This window comes from Tessaracoccus oleiagri, assembly GCF_900103275.1.
Lineage (GTDB): Bacteria > Actinomycetota > Actinomycetes > Propionibacteriales > Propionibacteriaceae > Arachnia > Arachnia oleiagri.
Map to the genome: position 1 here is coordinate 65555 of NZ_FNGP01000002.1, position 16258 is coordinate 81812.

16 protein-coding genes are annotated in these 16258 nt (G+C 69.8%); all 16 read right to left on the minus strand.

All coding sequences use genetic code 11. The features are described from left to right. Positions 1-25: 25 nt before the first annotated feature. Positions 26-1147, minus strand: coding sequence for a DNA-processing protein DprA (locus BLR46_RS05335; RefSeq protein ID WP_176761677.1), 1122 nt, complete (start codon positions 1145-1147; stop codon positions 26-28). After that, positions 1147-2676, minus strand: coding sequence for a YifB family Mg chelatase-like AAA ATPase (locus tag BLR46_RS05340; RefSeq protein ID WP_218118356.1), 1530 nt, complete (start codon positions 2674-2676; stop codon positions 1147-1149). Before BLR46_RS05340 ends, BLR46_RS05335 begins: the two co-directional genes overlap by 1 nt. Continuing rightward, entirely contained in the window at positions 2673-3047 is a 375-nt protein-coding gene (locus BLR46_RS15250; RefSeq protein ID WP_218118357.1) for a YraN family protein, read from the minus strand. Before BLR46_RS15250 ends, BLR46_RS05340 begins: the two co-directional genes overlap by 4 nt. 89 nt (positions 3048-3136) lie before the next feature. Beyond that, positions 3137-4384 (minus strand): Gfo/Idh/MocA family protein, encoded by a 1248-nt coding sequence (locus tag BLR46_RS05345; protein WP_093249696.1) that lies wholly within the window; start codon positions 4382-4384, stop codon positions 3137-3139. A gap of 13 nt (positions 4385-4397) precedes the next feature. Next, positions 4398-5384 carry an ABC transporter permease gene (locus BLR46_RS05350; protein ID WP_093249697.1) on the minus strand — a complete coding sequence of 329 codons (987 nt, stop codon included), beginning with the start codon at positions 5382-5384 and terminating at the stop codon, positions 4398-4400. Further along, the gene (locus BLR46_RS05355; RefSeq protein WP_218118358.1) at positions 5381-6349 is read right to left on the minus strand and encodes an ABC transporter permease; all 969 of its coding nucleotides are present in this window, start codon (positions 6347-6349) and stop codon (positions 5381-5383) included. The genes BLR46_RS05350 and BLR46_RS05355 overlap by 4 nt, the downstream gene beginning before the upstream one ends. After that, complete coding sequence (locus tag BLR46_RS05360) at positions 6346-7860, minus strand: sugar ABC transporter ATP-binding protein (protein WP_093249698.1); 1515 nt, start codon at positions 7858-7860, stop codon at positions 6346-6348. The genes BLR46_RS05355 and BLR46_RS05360 overlap by 4 nt, the downstream gene beginning before the upstream one ends. 9 nt (positions 7861-7869) lie before the next feature. Further along, positions 7870-8964: a substrate-binding domain-containing protein gene (locus BLR46_RS05365; RefSeq protein ID WP_093249699.1), complete on the minus strand. Its 1095-nt coding sequence runs from the start codon at positions 8962-8964 to the stop codon at positions 7870-7872. 106 nt (positions 8965-9070) lie between these two features. Next, positions 9071-10231 (minus strand): ROK family transcriptional regulator, encoded by a 1161-nt coding sequence (locus tag BLR46_RS05370; RefSeq protein ID WP_093249702.1) that lies wholly within the window; start codon positions 10229-10231, stop codon positions 9071-9073. A gap of 37 nt (positions 10232-10268) precedes the next feature. Then, positions 10269-10580, minus strand: coding sequence for a DUF2469 domain-containing protein (locus BLR46_RS05375; RefSeq protein ID WP_093249704.1), 312 nt, complete (start codon positions 10578-10580; stop codon positions 10269-10271). 7 nt (positions 10581-10587) lie between these two features. After that, on the minus strand, positions 10588-11235 hold the full coding sequence (locus BLR46_RS05380) for a ribonuclease HII (RefSeq protein WP_176761703.1): 648 nt from the start codon (positions 11233-11235) through the stop codon (positions 10588-10590). Next, on the minus strand, positions 11232-12005 hold the full coding sequence (lepB, locus tag BLR46_RS05385) for a signal peptidase I (protein WP_093249707.1): 774 nt from the start codon (positions 12003-12005) through the stop codon (positions 11232-11234). Before lepB ends, BLR46_RS05380 begins: the two co-directional genes overlap by 4 nt. A gap of 69 nt (positions 12006-12074) precedes the next feature. Next, a complete protein-coding gene (gene rplS / locus BLR46_RS05390) occupies positions 12075-12425 on the minus strand; it encodes a 50S ribosomal protein L19 (protein WP_093249715.1) in 351 nt (116 codons plus the stop codon). A 210-nt stretch (positions 12426-12635) separates the two neighbouring features. After that, a complete protein-coding gene (locus tag BLR46_RS05395) occupies positions 12636-13385 on the minus strand; it encodes a succinate dehydrogenase/fumarate reductase iron-sulfur subunit (RefSeq protein WP_093249717.1) in 750 nt (249 codons plus the stop codon). Continuing rightward, complete coding sequence (locus BLR46_RS05400) at positions 13382-15406, minus strand: fumarate reductase/succinate dehydrogenase flavoprotein subunit (RefSeq protein ID WP_093249718.1); 2025 nt, start codon at positions 15404-15406, stop codon at positions 13382-13384. The genes BLR46_RS05395 and BLR46_RS05400 overlap by 4 nt, the downstream gene beginning before the upstream one ends. A 7-nt stretch (positions 15407-15413) precedes the next feature. Continuing rightward, on the minus strand, positions 15414-16079 hold the full coding sequence (locus tag BLR46_RS05405; protein WP_425441384.1) for a succinate dehydrogenase cytochrome b subunit: 666 nt from the start codon (positions 16077-16079) through the stop codon (positions 15414-15416). Between the last annotated feature and the right edge of the window lie 179 nt (positions 16080-16258).

Genomic DNA, 16258 nt, shown 5'->3' on the forward strand with positions numbered 1-16258 from the left:
CGTCGGCCGCCGCCCCATCGCCCTTCTAGGACACCTGCGGCACGCATCGCCCAGGCAATCGCCAGCCGCCCTCGTCGCCCTGCTCGACCCAGCCGAGCTCACCCAACTCGCCCAGCGCAGAAAGGCAGGCGGTGACCGCGAGGCCTGTGCGGGCCGCCAGGACCGCTGCTCCCACCTCCTCCCCCGCTCGGATGGCCTCGCGGACGTCGCGCAGTTCGGCGGGCAGCCGGTCGAGGGGCGTGGCGTCGTCACGTCGCCTCGAGTCGGGAACCGCGCCCAGCGGCGACAGCAGTTCGCGCACGTCCCGGGCCTCGGCGACGAGCACCGCCTGCCCGTCGCGGATCAGGAGGTGCGGCGTCTGCGACGTGGCCGCGGTGATCGGGCCGGGCACCGCCATCAACACGCGACCGAGCTCACTCGCCCAGGCGGCCGAGTTCCTGGCACCGGACCGGAGCGCCGCCTCGACGACCACCAACCCTCCGGTGAGCGCGGCGATGAGGCGGTTGCGCGCCAGGAACGCCGGCCGGGTGGGCTGGTGTCCGGGAGGTAGCTCCGAGATGACGGCGCCGTCGCGCAGGATCATGCCCGCCAGCGCCAGGTTGCCCACCGGGTAGGGACGGTCCACGCCACCGGCCACCGCCGCCACCGTGTGGCCGGAGACGGAGAGCGCGCCCCGGTGCGCGGCGGAGTCGATCCCGTACGCCAACCCCGACACCACGGAGCGGCCCTCGGCAGCGAGGTCCGCCGCGAGCTCCAGCGCCACGTTCTGCCCGTAGTGAGTGGCCGCCCGCGCGCCGACGATCGCCACGCCGCCGGTCAGGTCCGGCAGCGGGGCGCCGCGGACCCAGAGCCCGAACGGCCGGCCGGTCTGCTCCCCCACCTCCGCGGTGATGAGGTCGTCCAGCCCGGCGGGCCATTCCTCGTCGCCCGGGATGAGGAACCGCGCGCCGCAACGCGCGGTCTCCCTCTCGATCTGCGCCGGGTCGATCGCCCTCGCGCGGCGGGCCCACATCGACTCCTCGCCGCGCTGGAGCAGGGCCTGCCACACGTCGGCCGGCCCCTCCTCCTCGACGAGCCGGGTGAGTTTCGGGGCGCCGAGATGGCCCAGCGCGCAGAGCGCCATCCTCGCGGTGCGTTCGTCGAGCATCATGCCGCCCTCGCCGTCTCGCCGAGGCGCAGCTGCATGGCTGCGCCGAGTTCCACGGCGCCCACCGTGTCCTTGCCCGCCAGGTCGGCGAGCGTCCAGGCCACCCGCAGGACCTTGTCGACGCCACGGGGGCTCAGCGTCCCCCGTGCGAGCGCGCGGTTGACCGGGCCGAGGTCCGCCGGAACGGGCAGCGCCTTGCGCAGGTAGGAACCGGGCACCTCGCTGTTCGTGGACCACGGGCTACCGCGCAGGCGTCGCCGCTGCCGGTCGCGGGCCTCGACGACCCTCGCCAGCACGGTGGCGCTCGACTCGCGAGGGACCTCGTCGATGGCCAGGAACCGGTTGAGGGCCGGCATGGAATGCATGATGTCGACCCTGTCGAGGATGGGTCCGCTCAGCCGGTCCTGGTACTGGCGGACCCGGAACGGTGGGCACATGCACTCCTTGCCCACCACGCCCGAGAACCCGCAGGGGCAGGGGTTGGCTGCGAGGACGAGTTGGAATCTCGCGGGGAACGTCACCTGGCTCATCGCCCGCCCGATGCTCACCGAGCCGTTCTCCAGCGGGACCCGCAGCGACTCGAGCGTCTTCTGCCCGAACTCGGGCCCCTCGTCGAGGAAGAGGACGCCGCGATGGGCCAATGAGATGGCCCCCGGCCGGATCTCGCGACCGCCTCCTCCCACGATGCTCTGCCGGCTGGCCGTGTGGTGGGGGTCCTGGTAGGGCGGCCGGGTGATGAGCCCGTCGGTGAGGCTGCGTCCGGCCAGCGAATGGATCGCCGACACTTCGATCGCCTCGTCCGGCGTGAGGTCCGGCAGGATGGACGTGAGCCGTGATGCGAGCATCGTCTTGCCCACGCCGGGGGGACCGTGCAGGAAGAGGTGGTGGCGTCCGGCTGCGGCGACCTCCAGCGCGAATTTTCCGTCCTCGTTGCCCTGCACGTCCGCCAGATCCCGGAGCATGCCCGGCGACGTCTCCCCCGCGGCCGGCGCGTCGGCCCGGTGGCTCGTGGGATGTCCGGCGAGGATGCGGAGGACTTCCAGCAGGTGCTCGGCACCCCACGTCGCCATGCCGGGCACCAACTCCGCCTCGCCGAGTTGCGCCGCGGGGACGATCGCAGTGGAGAACCCGTGCTTCGACGCGGCGAGCAGCAGCGGGACGATGCCACTGACCGGGCGGATCCGCCCGTCGAGGCCGAGCTCGCCGAACATCACCATCCGGGGCAGTTGCTCGGTGCGGACCTCGTTGGTGGCCTCGACCGACATCGCCGCGACCGCGATCGCGAGGTCGTAGTGCGTGCCGTACTTGGGCACCGAGCCCGGCGACAGGTTGATGGTGACCACGCCGTCGGGCCACTTCATGCCCGATGACTTCACGCCGTGCTTGACGCGTTCCTTCGCCTCGTTGAGCGCGGTGTCCGGCAGACCGACGAACACCGTCTTCGGCAGGTTCATGCTGGTGGCGGCCTCCACCTCCACCTTGGTGCCCTCGAGCCCCTGCAGGGCGATGCACCACGCCGTGGCGCTCACGAGGCGATCCCGCGGATGTGGGAGATCTGGGGGGCGCCCCCGCCGAACAGCACGCCCACCCCGTCGACGCGGATGTGCCGCGCACGCCGGCCGCTGGAGCCGAGCCACAGCAGCGCGAGTTGGTACAGCCGTCGCGCCTTCGCGTAGGTGATGGCCTCCAGCGGGCTCCCGAACCCAGGGCCCGAACGCGTCTTGACCTCCACGAAGACCAGCGTGTCCTCCGCAGGATCGAACGCGACGATGTCCAGTTCGCCGCGTGGACATCGCCAGTTGCGTTCTACGATCTCGAGCCCCAGCGTCTCGAGATAGCGCGCCGCGCATCGTTCTCCGTGATTCCCGAGCGCCCGGGAAACCTTGCCCAATCGGACCATGTGAGCACCTCCGCCCACATGGTGGCGACATCGCACCCGCCGCGTCCGTTGTCCACAGGCCCGGTTCGCCGCCGGGGCGCCGCGAAGGGTCAGCCCTTCCAGGTGCCCTTCGCGACGTCGGGCACGAAGCCGTCCAGGTCCGCGGGGAAGTGCACGGTCCGCCCCGTCTGCGCCGAGAGGTAGGCACCCATCAGCAGCTCCACCACCGCCACGCCGTTGCGCAGCGACTCCAGAGGCTGCTCGCCGCGCAGGAAGTGCGCCGTGACCTGCTGGTTCTCGGCCGTGTAGCCGTAGGCGGCCGACTCGTCGGAGACGATGGGCATGAGGCCCTGCTCCGCGTTCTGCTTCTCGATCATGTCCTCCCCCTCGCGCTGCTCGAGCGCCCGCGAAAGGAAGATCTGCGACTCGGTGCGCAGCGTGTCGGAGGCCATCGAGTACTCGGGGCCGAGGAGCTCGAAGCTGAGACGTAGCCCGGCCCCCACGTAGGACCACGACGTCGTCCCCTCCGCGATGACGGTCTCGCCGTCGCCGTTCCGGAACTCGAACGACGCCCTCGCGTAGTCCTCGGACGGGCGGTCCCGGTAATCGGGTGCCCCGGGGTGTGCGTCCATCAGCGCCTCGGCGTAGTCGGGGCGAGACCACTTCAGCGACTTGATCGACGCCGACACCGACAGCGGCGTCAGCCACTCGGACGGGTCGGTTCCCGGCGGCGTGAGCAGGTAGCGGCCCGCTTCCACCGAGTGGCACATCATGTCGTTGAGCACGCCGCCGCCCTGCCGCACCCCGTCCCAGAACCAGGCCTTGTGCGGCCCGGAGTGCTCCTCCGCGCAGCGGGCGAGGTACGGGTTGCCCGCCACGGCGGCCCCACGCGCCCAGATGAGCTCGTGGGCCCGGGTGATGGCCGGCGAGTACACCTGGTTCTCCAGGTACGCGTGCAGCAGGCCGGCCTCCTCGACCAGGCGCAATACCTCGCGCGCCTCCGCGAGGGTGCGGCCCAGCGGCTTCTCGATGGCGATCCCGGTGAGCTGCGCCCGGCCGGACGTCACCTCGTCGCAGATGGCGCGGACCGTCTCCACCCGCACGTCGTTGGGCACCAGGACCCAGATCGCCTCCACGCGGGGGTCGCGGGCCAGGGCGGCGGCGTCGGCGTGCACGGCCACGTCGTTGCCGACGCCGAGCCGTGTGGCTTCCCGTGCGAGGTCCGCGGCCGACTCCTGCGTCCGGGAGGCGACCGCGACGATGTCCGCGTCGCGCACCCCTTGCCACGCCTGGGCGTGGAAGTGCCCGATGAATCCGGCGCCGACGATGCCGACCCCGAGTACCTTGCGCTGCGTCATAGCGTTTCCCTTCTCAACTTCGCAGGCGACGCCCGCGTCCGTAGAACGCGAGCAGGATGATCAAGACGAGCCCGTTGACGACGGTGCGGGAGGCTTCGCCCATCCGCAGGGTGGTCAACAGGTTGGTGAGGACGGTGAGTACCACCGCGCCGATGGCGCTGCCGACGTAACCACCGACCCCACCCGACAGCAGGGTGCCGCCGATGATCACGGCGGCGATCGAGGGGAGGGTGAGATCGTCGGCGAGGTTGAGGAACACCGTCTGCGTGTAGCCCACCATGAAGATGCCCCCGAGGCCCGCGAAGCAGGCGGACGCGACGTAGGCACCCACCACGGTGCGGTTCACCCGCACGCCCGACAGCTCAGCGGAGACGCGGTTCGCGCCCACCGCATAGAGGTCCCAGCCGGGCTTCGTGCGCCGCAGCAGCAGCGTGACCAGGACGGTCACGACGACCCAGATCAGCACCACCCCGGGGATGTTGGCGAAGACGCGGCCATTGACCAGCGAGACCAGCGCGGGGGCGGCCCGTCCGTCGGCCACGCCCCCGGTGTAGGCAAGGATCAGGCCGTGCACGACGCCCATCATCCCGAGGGTCATCACGAAGGGGGTGATCCTCAGGTAGACCACGCCGAGCCCGTTCGCCAGTCCGATGAGGGCGCACACCGCCAGCGCGAGCAGGATCCCCGACGCCGTCTGCGCGTCGTCGCCCTGCATCACTCGGGAGGCGATGATCGCGGCGAGCGTGGCCACCTTCCCCACGGACAGGTCGATGCCCGCGCCGCCCGACAGGATCACTATCGTCTGGCCGACCGCGATGAGCCCGAGGAAGGCGGCGACGCGCAGCATCGCCACCACCTGGCCGTAGGAGCCGAAGCCCGGTGAGACGAGTTCGCCCACGACGATGAGGGCAACCGACAGGACGGCCGCCACGAGGATCGGGCTCCGCACCCAGCCGGGCAGCGCGCGACGACGCTGGTCGGCCTCGACGGTGGCGGTCATGTCTTCCTCCGATCGCTGAGGGCCGAGAGCGCCAAGGCCGCGATCACGACCAGCCCCTCGGCCAAGGGACGGTAGGTGGACGGCACACCGACGAAGAAGAGGATGGAGGAGGCGAGGGACAGCACCATCGCGCCACCGATGGCGCCGAGCGGGCTGCCGATGCCTCCGCGGAGCGCGATGCCGCCGATCACTACCGCCGCCACCGAGTCCAGCGCCATCGCGCCGCCGATGAAGGGGTCGCCCGATCCGGAGTTGGCGAGGATGGCCAGGCCCGCCAGGCCCGCGAAGGCGCCGGCGAGGACGTAGGAGAGCGCCTGGCTGCGCCGCACCGGCACCAAGGACGCGTAGGCCGCGGCGGGGTCGCCGCCCATGGCGTAGATGTGACGCATGAGTCGCGTCCGCTTCAGCAGGAACCATGCCGCCGCCACGAGCAGGACCAGCCACACGGTGACGGGGATCCCCACGATCGCCAGCCGGAACGTGCCGGTGATCATGCCCGGCACGCGGCCGCCGGGGGTCGGGAGCACCCACAGGGTCACGCCGCCGAACACCGAGGCGGTGGCGAAGGTGGTGATCAGTGGCTGGAGCCGGAGGCCCGCGACGATGAGGCCGTTGACCGCCCCGCACGCCATGCCCGTGGCCAGCGCGGCGAGGACCCCCAGCAACACTCGGCCGTCGTCACCACCCATGACGGTGATCGCGACGACGGACGACAGCGCGGCCACCGCGCCGATCGAGAGGTCGAGTCCCCCACCGATGATGACGATGGCCTGACCTACGGCCACGAGCACGAGGGGGACGAACGTCGCGAACGTCGAGGAGATGGAGTACTGGGAGAAGAAGTTGTCGCGCAGCGTGGCGGAGAGCGCCACCGCGACGAGCAGCAGGAGCCACGGCATCCATGACGGCAGGTGGGTCGTCGTCAGGCGTCTCAGGGCGTCGCCGGCGTCGGTGCGGACGGTCATCCGGACACCTCCCGGTCGGCCCTCGCGGAGACCAGCAGCGCGGAGCTGACGAGGCGTTCCTCGTCGATCTCCTCGCCCTCGAGCTCCGCGACGACGGCACCCTCGAACAACACCAGGACGCGGTCGCTCAGCACGGCCAGCTCACGGTCGTCGGAGGAGTTGATCACGATGGTGCAGCCCTCCGCCGCGAGCGTCCGGATGATCTGGTAGATCTCGGCCTTGGCGCCCACGTCGACCCCCTTGGTGGGGTCGTCGAGCAGGATCACGACGGGGTCGCTCAGGAGCCACTTGGCGACGATCACCTTCTGCGCGTTCCCGCCGGACAGGCTGGAGACCGGGTCGTCGAGCGACCCCAGCCGGATCGCCAACCTCTCCACCGCCTCGCGCGCGGCGGAGCGTTCCCGGCGCATGGAGATCCCGAACCCCGCCATGGTGCGACGCCACAGCGAGACGATGGACAGGTTCTCCTGGATCGAGCGCAGCGAGAACATGCCCTGCGTGCCACGGTTGCCGGGCACCAGTGCGAACCCCATGCGGGCGGCGCGCGCCGCGCGGTAGTGACCCAGCCGGCGGCCGCGGAACGTGACGGTTCCCCCGGTCCGCGGAAGCGCGCCGAAGATCGTCATCAGCAGGTCCGACTGCCCCTGGCCCTGCAGCCCCCCGAGCCCGATGATCTCCCCCGCATGGGCCCTGAGGCTCACGCCCGCGACACCGGGGGCGTGCAGGTCATCCACCTGGAGCACCACCTCGTCGCGGCGGGCCGAGGGGACCTTCGTCGTCTCGGCCAGTTTCTCGCCCACCATAAGCCGGACGAGCTCGTCGGGCCGGGTGTCGGCGAGGTCCACGGTCGCCACGTGCCGGCCGGCGCGGAGGATCGTCGCACGGTCGCAGATCCGCAGGATCTCGTCGAGCCGGTGGGAGACGAAGAGCACGCAGACGCCGTCCTCCCGAAGCTCGCGGACGATGTCGAACAGGAGGTCGACCTGGGGCCGGTGGAGGGAGGCGGTGGCCTCGTCGAGGATGAGGATCCGCGGCCGGCGCAGCAGCACCTTGCCGATCTCGATCAACTGCTGCTGCCCAGGCGAGAGGTCCCCTACGAGCGACCCCGGGCCGACGTGCTCCCCCAGCGCCGGCCGCAGCCGCTCCAGCATCGCAGACGCCCGCTCACGACCGGCCCGTCGGTCGAGCAGCCCCCACCTGCCGGGCTCGGTCCCCAGCAGTAGGTTCTGCTCGACGTCGAGGGTGGGGATGACGGTCAACTGCTGGTAGACCGCGCCGATGCCCAGTCGCGCGGACTCCGTCGGCGACCCCGGCTGCACCTGTCGGCCGTCGACCCACAGGGAACCGGTGTCGGGGCGGACCGAGCCGGCGAGGATCTTGTTGATCGTCGACTTGCCGGACCCGTTGGGTCCCAGCAGGCCGTGGACCTCGCCGGCCTCCGCCGCGAACCGCGCGCCCGCGAGTGCCACGACGCCGCCGTAGCGCTTGCCGACGTCGCGGACCTCAATCATCGGCACGGGTCACTCGAGCATCTGGCCGACCTCGTCCTTGCTCAGTATCGAGTCAAGGACGTAGGTGTCCGGCTTGTCCTTGTGCTCGGCCCACACCTCGTCGAAGTTCTCGTTGGTGATGGTGGGCTCCAACTCGAGGACGACGTTGTGCCCGTCGGTGAGGGCGTCGTCCTTGATGGTCTGGCCCTGGAGCATGCCCATCGCGAAGTGCAGTGCGGTGGCACCGGTTCCGGGCGGGTTCACGACCGCGACGGAGTCCAGTCCGTGCTCCTCCCACAGGCGCATGAAGCCGCCGCGGGCCTCGCCGGAGACGATGACGTCGTTCTGCTTGCCCGCCTCGATGAGCGCCTGCAGCACGCCCTGCGCCATGCCGTCCTGCGTCCAGACGCCGTCGATCTCCGGGTAGGTGGACAGCAGCGTGGTCATCTGCTGCTGACCGGTCGTCTGGTCCCAGCCGCCGTCGACCGTGGTGAGGATGTTGACGCCGCCCGCCTCCAGCGCCTCCTTCGCGGCGTTCCAGCGGGCCTCGTTGGCCGGGTGGCCCGAGATGCCGTTCACGACGACGACGTTGCCGCCCTCGCCGACCTGCTCCGCCAGCCACTCGGCCGAGGTACGGGCCCAGGCGGCCTGGTCGATGCCGACGTTGATGACGGACTCGCTCTCCACGGCCTGGTCGATCGCGAAGACGAGGATGTCCTGGTCCGCCGCCTCCTGGAACACCGCGTCGAGCGCGGTCCCGGAGTTGGGGTTGATGATGATCGCGTCGACGCCCGAGTTGATCAGGTTCCGCACCTGCTGGATCTGCCCGTTGACGTCGGTGTCCGCGTTCTCGAGGACCAGGTCCTCGAGCAGCCCTTCCTCCTGGTAGGGCGCGGCCGCCTCCTCGATGTCCTGGATCATCTGGGTGCGGTACTCGGATCCGACGAAGCCGTTGCTGACGCCGATCGTGAACGGGCCCGCCGCCGGTTCCTCGCCGCCCTCGGTGGCGCTGCTGGTCCCGGTGGGCTCTGTGGTCTCGCCGTCTTCGCCGACGGTGGAGCATGCCGCCAGACCGAGCGTGACCGCGGTCAGCGCGGCGAGGACGGTGCCGAACTTCCTTCTCATGTTTCCTCCCCGATGAGGTCTCGCCGCCTTATTTGCAGATTGCGACGAAGTGATGAAGACATGCTACAAGCCGACGGCCGGGCGCCGGGAGTACTTTCGGAAATCGTTACGTCCGCGTGTCCAGCAACTGCTCGAGCGGGCCGAACGCTCGCTCGGCGGCGAGGGCGGCGCCGAGCAGGGTGCCGGGTGCCGCGGTGGTCTGCGGGAAGATCCGGGGGACGTGCAGCACGCGCCGTGTGAGTCGGCGGTGCAGTTCCGGCACGACGGCGTCCGCGATCGGGGCGAACCGCCCGGCCAGCACGATCGCCTCCGGGTCGATCAGCGCACAGACGTTGACCAGCGCCATCGCGAACTCGTCGAGGACGTCCGACGCGAGCCCGCGGGCCCGCAGATCGGTCGGGGGAAGGTCGACGAGCAGTTGTCCCCACACGTCGCCCGCGGGGTCGAGCGCGATGCCGAGTTCGAGGGCCCGCTCGGCGACGGCGCTCGTGCCCAGGTGCGACTCGAGGTCGCCGAAGCCCTCGTAGACGTTCCGTACCGCTGGCAGCGTCAGCAGCATTCGCCCGAGCTGCCCTGAGGCGCCGGTGGCCCCCTCCCAGAGGCGCCCGTCGACGACGATCCCGGATCCCACGCCGTCGAAGACCGCCAGCACCACCAGCGACCGCGGGCGCGGTTCGGCTCCGAACTCGGACTCCGCCACCGCGATGAGGTTGGCGTCGTTGTGGACCGCCACCGGGATGCCCAGGCGCTCGCGCAGCAGCGGCCCGAGCGGCACCTCCCTCCAGCCGATCGCGGGGGCGAACTCGACCACGCCCCTCTCGTCGACCGGCCCGGGCACGCCGACCCCCAGGCCCAGGAGCCGGCGTCCGGGGGGCCAGGCCGCCACGGCGGCGTCGATAGTGGCGAGGGTGTGCGTCAGCCGCGCCTCCGGGTCCTGGCCCGCTTCGACCTCCTCGAGGCGTCGTTCCAGCGTCTCGCCGGTCAGGGAGATGGCCGCCACCTCGGTGTGCCGGTCGGCCACGTCGACGACGAGTGTGGCCGCGCCGTCGCCGAAGGCCACCAGCGTCCTCGGGCGACCGCCCGTGGGATCGGCGGCCTCGGACTGCGTCACCAGCCCCAGGGCACTGAGCGAAGCGACCGCCCGCGACACGGTGGCCACCGAAAGGCCGGTCTCCTCGGCGAGTTCGGCCCGCGAGCGCGGCTCCGAGTGGGCGAGGGCTCGGAGCAACCGGCCGCGGTTGATCCGCGCGAGCGCTGAGGTGGTCACGCCCCGAGGCTACCGCCCCGAGGACGGGCCGACGGCATCAGCGGCCTTCCGGCACCTGGAACTCCGAGTGGGCGATCTCCTCGATGGAGACGTCGCGGAACGTGAGGACCTTGGCGGACTTCACGAACCGCGCCGGCCGGTACATGTCCCAGACCCAGGCATCGCCCATGGAGACCTCGTAGTACACGTCGCCGCCCTCGGTGCGGACTTTCAGGTCTACCGCGTTGCAGAGGTAGAAGCGCCGCTCGGTCTCGACGGCGTAGGTGAAGATGCCCACGACGTCCTTGTACTCGCGGTACAGGTCGAGCTCCAGCTTCGCCTCGTACTCGTCAAGATCTTCAGCGCTCATAGTCCCCTCACTCTAGCCCTGCGCCCGAGGCGGCGCCATCGGCGGCGCGGACGTTGGCGAACCGGTAGCGGTGGATGCGACAGGGTCCGTGCAGCGCGAGCGCGTTCTGGTGCAGGGCGGTGTTGTAGCCCTTGTGGATGGCGAACCCGTATGCGGGGTACTCGGCGTCCATGGCGGCCATGATGCGGTCACGGGTGACCTTGGCGACGATGGAGGCGGCACTGACGCACGCCGCCACCTTGTCGCCCTTCCACATGGCCAGGCCGGGGACGCCGAGCCCGTCGACGGGGAAGCCGTCGGTGAGCACGAAGTTGGGTCGGACGTCGAGGCGACCGATGGCGCGGCGGAGCGCTTGGATGTCGGCGTGGTGCATGCCGAGTTCGTCGCACTCCCGCGGGCTGACCTCGGCCCAGGCGACCGCGACGGCCCGCCGTCGGATGTCCTCGAAGAGGCGGTCACGCGCGGCGGCGGTCAGCACCTTGGAGTCGTCCAGGCCCGAGATGGGCCGGTTGGGGTCCAGCACGACCGCAGCGGCCACCAGCGGGCCCGCACTCGCCCCGCGGCCGGCCTCGTCGGCGCCGGCGACGGGCCCGAGCCCCGAGCGGGCCAGGGCTCGCTCGTAGGAGTAGGCGCCGCGACCGAGCCTGACCATCAGCAGCCCGGCTCCACGTGGTTGAGCACCGGACGCTCGGGCGCGGCCTCGGCGGGCTCGGGCACCGAGGCGTAGGTGGTCGGGATCTGGAACGTCGACAGGCGGTCGAGGGGCGCCACGATCGCCACCGACGCCCCGACCACGTCGTCGACGGGGATGAACGCGCTCGAGCCGGGCGCCTCGCCCTGGCTGATGGCCGCCAGCCGGCAGCGCGAGTCGCCGGAGGCGTTTCGGTGGTCACCCATCACGAAGATGTGGTCGGCGGGGACCACGACGTCGAACGGCACCGTCGCGGGCGCCACCTGGACACCGTCCTGGGCGTAGAGGTAGGCCGTCTCGTCGAGCGGCTGCCCGTTGACCTCGATCCGTCCGTCGCCGTTCAGCAGGACGTGGTCGCCCGGCATGCCGATGACGCGCTTGATGAGGTGGTCGGTGCCGCTGTTGGGCAGCACGCCGACGAACTCGAGGGCGGTCTGCAGCGGTCCCGGCGCGGGCTTCTCGATGTTCAGCCAGCCCCCCGGGTCCTCGAACACGACCACGTCTCCGCGCTGGAACCCACCGAACTTCGACACCAGCACCCGGTCGTTGATCTGCAGAGTGTTCTCCATCGACCCGGAGGGGATGATGAACATCTGACCCACGAAGGTGCGCAGCAGGGCAGCGATGACCACCGCGCCCACGAAGATGATGACGGTCTCGAGCAACCATCCCCTCACGCGCTGCCCGAACGTCTTCTGCTGCTCCGCCGGGTCGGCGGCGGGTTCTTCACTCACACCGACCGATATTAGCCGCGAAAGGAAAAGGCCACCGGGTTGACACCCGGTGGCCTCGCAGTCGCGCTCTCAGAAGCGCTTCTCCTTGATCTTGGCAGCCTTGCCGCGCAGTCCGCGCAGGTAGTACAGCTTGGCGCGACGGACGTCACCGCGGCGCTCGACCTCGATCTTCTCGATGATGGGGCTGTGGAGCGGGAAGGTGCGCTCGATGCCGACGCCGAAGCTCACCTTGCGAACGGTGAAGGCCTCCTGGACACCACCGGCGTTCTTGGCGATGACGACGCCCGCGAACACCTGGATACGCGAGCGGGTACCCTCGACGACGCGGACGTGCACCTTCACGGAGTCGCCGGCGCGGAAGTCGGGAAGGTCGTCGCGGAGCGAACCCTTGTCGAGATCCTTGATCAACTGGTTGGTCATGATTTCCACCTCGTCAGTGCCACAGGCCACCACGGTCTGATGCGTTCCTCGATGTCCCGGGCAACCCCCCTGTGGCAGGAGCCGGCAGCATCGAGCGGGCGCCCGGATCGAGCGCCAGCAGACAACTATGCCAGATCCGGCCCCGCGGGAGAAATCCCCCCTGGACGCGAAGACGCGGCGGCCGAGCGGCCGCCGCGTCCCCGGGACAGGTTACTTGCCGTCGCCCCTGAACATCGCCTTCATCATGTCGCGGTTCAGCTGGGAGATGGACTCCAGCGGGATCCCCTTCGGGCACACCGCGGCGCACTCGCCGATGTTGGTGCAGTTGCCGAAGCCGAGCTCGTCCTGCGCGGCCACCATCGACTTCACGCGACGGTAGCGCTCCGGCTGGCCCTGCGGCAGCATCGCGAGGTGCGTGATCTTGGCAGCCGTGAACAGCATGGAGGAGCTGTTCGGGCAGGCCGCGACGCAGGCGCCACAGCCGATGCAGGTGGCGTTGTCGAACGCGATGTCGGCCTCCCGCTTCGGGGCGGGCGTGGCGTGGGCGTCCGGCGCGGATCCCGTGTTGGACGAGATGTAGCCGCCCGCCTGGATGATCTTGTCCAGCGCCGTGCGATCCACGACGAGGTCCTTGATCACCGGGAACGGGCCCGCCTGCCACGGCTCGATGTCGATCGTGGCTCCGTCGGAGAACGACCGCATGTGGAGCTGGCACGTCGTGGTCTGCTGCGGGCCGTGGGCCACGCCGTTGATCACGAGCGAACACATGCCGCAGATGCCCTCACGGCAGTCGTGGTCGAAGGCGACCGGCTCTTCGTTGCGAAGCGTGAGTTCCTCGTTGAGCAGGTCGAGCATCTCCAGGAAGGACATGTCCTCGGACACGCCGTCGAGCTCGTACTCGACCATCCTGCCCTGCGCGTTGGTGCTCGCCTGACGCCAGATACGTAGCTTGAGCTTCACTTGTAACTCCGTTGCTTCAGTTCGATTGCCTTGTAGTTGAGGGGTTCCTTGTGCAGCACAGGCTTCCCCGCCTCGCCACCCCACTCCCACGCGGCGACGTAGAGGAACTCGTCGTCGTGGCGCAGCGCCTCGCCGTCCTCGGTCTGCGACTCGGCGCGGAAGTGGCCGCCGCAGGACTCGCGCCGGTGCAACGCGTCGATGCACATCAGCTCACCGAGTTCCATGAAGTCGGCGACGCGGCCCGCACGCTCGAGGGCCTGGTTGAAGTCCTCGTTCACGCCGGTGACGCGCACGTCGCGCCAGAACTCCTCGCGGAGTGCACGGATGAGGCCGATGGCCTTGATCAGGCCCTCCTCGGTGCGCTCCATGCCGCAGTACTCCCACATGATGTGGCCGAGTTCCTTGTGGAAGGAGTCGACCGTGCGGCTGCCCTGGATGGACAGGAGCTTCTCGATGCGCGCGGTGGCGGCCTCCCGGGCCTCGACGACCGCCGGGTCGTCGTCGGAGAGCTTCTCGAACGGCGCGTCGGCGAGGTAGTCGTTGATGGTGTTCGGGAGGACGAAGTAGCCGTCCGCCAGACCCTGCATCAGCGCCGAGGCGCCGAGGCGGTTCGCGCCGTGGTCGGAGAAGTTCGCCTCGCCCGCGACGAACATGCCGGGGATCGACGACTGCAGGTCGTAGTCCACCCACAGGCCACCCATGGTGTAGTGGACCGCCGGGTAGATGCGCATCGGCACCTCGTACGGGTTCTCACCGGTGATCTGCTGGTACATGTCGAAGAGGTTGCCGTACTTGGCCTCCACGGCCTTGCGGCCGAGACGCTGGATCGCGTCGGAGAAGTCCAGGTACACGCCGCGACGCACCTGGCGCTCGACCCCGTGGGAGTCGCGCTCGGTGACCGCGGGGCCGACGCCGCGGCCCTCGTCGCACATGTTCTTCGCCTGCCGCGACGCGATGTCGCGGGGCACCAGGTTGCCGAAGGAGGGGTAGATGCGCTCCAGGTAGTAGTCGCGGTCCTCCTCTGGGATCTGGCGCGGGTCCTTGTCGCAGTCCTCGGCGCGCTTGGGCACCCAGATGCGGCCGTCGTTGCGCAGCGACTCCGACATGAGCGTGAGCTTCGACTGCGTCTCGCCGTGCTGCGGGATGCACGTCGGGTGGATCTGCGTGTAGCAGGGGTTGCCGAAGTAGGCGCCCTTGCGGTGCGCGCGCCAGGCCGCGGTGACGTTGCAGCCCATCGCGTTGGTGGAGAGGAAGAAGACGTTGCCGTAGCCGCCGGTGGCGAGGACGACCGCGTCGGCGGTCCAGGTCTCGATCTTGCCGGTGACCATGTCGCGGGTGACGATGCCGCGCGCACGGCCGCCGGCGACGATGAGCTCGATCATCTCGTGGCGGGGGTACATCTTCACGGTGCCGGCCGCGATCTGGCGCTCCAGCTGCTGGTAAGCGCCGATCAGGAGCTGCTGACCCGTCTGGCCGCGGGCGTAGAAGGTGCGCTGCACCTGCACGCCGCCGAAGGAGCGGGTGTCGAGGAGGCCGCCGTACTCGCGGGCGAACGGGACGCCCTGCGCGACGCACTGGTCGATGATGTTGGCGGACACCTCGGCGAGGCGGTACACGTTGGTCTCACGGGCGCGGTAGTCGCCGCCCTTGACGGTGTCGTAGAACAGCCGGAACGTCGAGTCGTTGTCGTTGCGGTAGTTCTTGGCGGCGTTGATGCCGCCCTGGGCCGCGATGGAGTGGGCCCGGCGGGGCGAGTCCTGGTAGCAGAAGTTGAGGACGTTGTAGCCCGCTTCGCCCAGGGTCGCCGCGGCGGAACCACCGGCGAGTCCGGTGCCGACGATGATGACGGACAGCTTGCGGCGGTTGGCGGGGTTCACCAGGCGGGCCTGGAACTGGCGCGTCTGCCAGACCTTGTCGATCGACACGTCGGGGGCCTTCGTGTCGGCGATCTCCTCGCCAAGCGTGTAGAAGTCGAGCGCTGCGTCGCCCGCGAGACGGTTCTCGGTCACATCAGTAGTCATGAAGGTTTCACCCAATCCATCCGAAGAGCACGGCCAGCGGCATGATCATGAAGCCGACGTAGAGCACCACCGCGACGAAGTACGCCAGGCCGTTGAGGATCCCGCGCGAGCGCGCCGACATGTTGAGCCCGAGCGTCGCGAACGCGCTCCAGAAGCCGTGGCGGATGTGCATGCACACGAGGATCATCGACACCGCGTACAGGGCGACCATCCACACCTGGCTGAACGACGCGACGACCATCGAGTAGGGGCTCGAGGGGTCGGCGTGGAACGTGCCGGGAATGATCGTGAACTGCAGCAGGTGGAAGATCAGGAAGGCGAGCACGATGACGCCGCCCCAGCGCATGGTGCGCGCGGAGTACGTCTGTGCCTTGCGGACCGTGCGCTGGTAGCCGCGGCCGGCAGCCTGGCTCGACTTCCGCCAGAGCGATGCGGCGGCCCAGAAGTGCAGCACGACGGCCGCCACCAGGAAGAGCCGGAAGACCCAGATGAACGTGCCGGCGGGCATGATCGGGTAGAGGATGCCGCCGTCCTCGGTGGCCCCCTTCAACCAGTGCGCGTAGTGGTCGAACGCTTCGGCCCCGTTGAACGCCTTGAGGTTGCCATACATGTGCATGAGCAGGAAGCCGATCATGATCAAGCCGGTCACCGCCATGGTGAACTTCTTGACCACTGTGGACCGGACTGCTCGCTGGTGAGTAGTCAGTGTTGTCGTCACGCCCCGCACTCTAGCCAAGTTGGGCCCCTGTTTGGCGCAGGAGGGTCGGTTAGTGATCAGATGGTTATGAGATTTTCAACCAACGATTTTCCGCACGATTCCGTGCTGAATTTCGTGCCGGGCGGTCGCCGGGC

What these genes read in the sequence shown, in the direction of transcription:
- BLR46_RS05335 (WP_176761677.1), bottom strand. Translation starts at nt 1,147, where the DNA reads ATGCTCGACGAACGCACCGCGAGGATGGCGCTCTGCGCGCTGGGCCAT.
- BLR46_RS15250 (WP_218118357.1), bottom strand. Translation starts at nt 3,047, where the DNA reads ATGGTCCGATTGGGCAAGGTTTCCCGGGCGCTCGGGAATCACGGAGAA.
- BLR46_RS05345 (WP_093249696.1), bottom strand. Translation starts at nt 4,384, where the DNA reads ATGACGCAGCGCAAGGTACTCGGGGTCGGCATCGTCGGCGCCGGATTC.
- BLR46_RS05350 (WP_093249697.1), bottom strand. Translation starts at nt 5,384, where the DNA reads ATGACCGCCACCGTCGAGGCCGACCAGCGTCGTCGCGCGCTGCCCGGC.
- BLR46_RS05355 (WP_218118358.1), bottom strand. Translation starts at nt 6,349, where the DNA reads ATGACCGTCCGCACCGACGCCGGCGACGCCCTGAGACGCCTGACGACG.
- BLR46_RS05360 (WP_093249698.1), bottom strand. Translation starts at nt 7,860, where the DNA reads ATGATTGAGGTCCGCGACGTCGGCAAGCGCTACGGCGGCGTCGTGGCA.
- BLR46_RS05365 (WP_093249699.1), bottom strand. Translation starts at nt 8,964, where the DNA reads ATGAGAAGGAAGTTCGGCACCGTCCTCGCCGCGCTGACCGCGGTCACG.
- BLR46_RS05375 (WP_093249704.1), bottom strand. Translation starts at nt 10,580, where the DNA reads ATGAGCGCTGAAGATCTTGACGAGTACGAGGCGAAGCTGGAGCTCGAC.
- rplS (WP_093249715.1), bottom strand. Translation starts at nt 12,425, where the DNA reads ATGACCAACCAGTTGATCAAGGATCTCGACAAGGGTTCGCTCCGCGAC.
- BLR46_RS05400 (WP_093249718.1), bottom strand. Translation starts at nt 15,406, where the DNA reads ATGACTACTGATGTGACCGAGAACCGTCTCGCGGGCGACGCAGCGCTC.